Origin of the sequence: Herbiconiux daphne (assembly GCF_024979295.1) — a bacterium.
Taxonomy (GTDB): Bacteria; Actinomycetota; Actinomycetes; order Actinomycetales; family Microbacteriaceae; genus Herbiconiux; species Herbiconiux daphnes.
The window spans coordinates 1-612 of the sequence record NZ_JANLCJ010000535.1; the positions used below are offsets into that span (position 1 = coordinate 1).

The following is a 612-nucleotide window of genomic DNA, read 5'->3' on the forward strand; positions in this document are numbered from 1 at the left end:
CGGGAAGCATTACTTGAGGTGTAAGAACGGTTAAGAACAGCCAAAGCTTCATCATGTGCTTGAGCAGCTTGCTGATATTTCTGATAAGTTTGTTCAGCGCGATAAGAAGCTTCGAAGTCAGTACCTCTTGATGTTTTAAGAGCATCCAATGCTTCCATATGTGCTGCTTTAGCATCCTGAGTCTCTTTAGACAGAGCATCAAGGCCTTGCTGTAATTTAGCAAACTGTTCAGGTAGACGAGTGTATTTATTCAAAGCACCTTGTACTACATTGCCACCAGCACGAGCACCTACACCAATACCTGTGTTTAATCCAAGGTTGGTAGCATACTCTTCACCACTGTGAGCTCCACTGAATGATGGAACGACACTGCTTAAGAATTCTTTAGCAATAGGTCCAAGTGTTTCATAGGCACGGTTAACAGCAGGAATAGTCCTAGCAGCTCCTGTAGCGCCTTCTGAGACTACGAATGGTAAGATATCTGCTACTGTCTGTCCTGAACGAGAACGTGGTGTAAGTGCTTGTGAGACGGCATCTGTACGCTCTTCAAGCATAGGTGTAGGAATGTAAGTATCATTAGCACCGAATAGTCCTTTAACATACGCATCAGCA

The 612-nt window shown here is 44.1% G+C and carries 1 protein-coding gene; it reads right to left on the minus strand.

Annotated features, from left to right (window positions below):
* The coding region (locus N1032_RS26295; RefSeq protein ID WP_259543591.1) for a hypothetical protein at nt 1-612 on the minus strand (612 nt) is incomplete at both ends.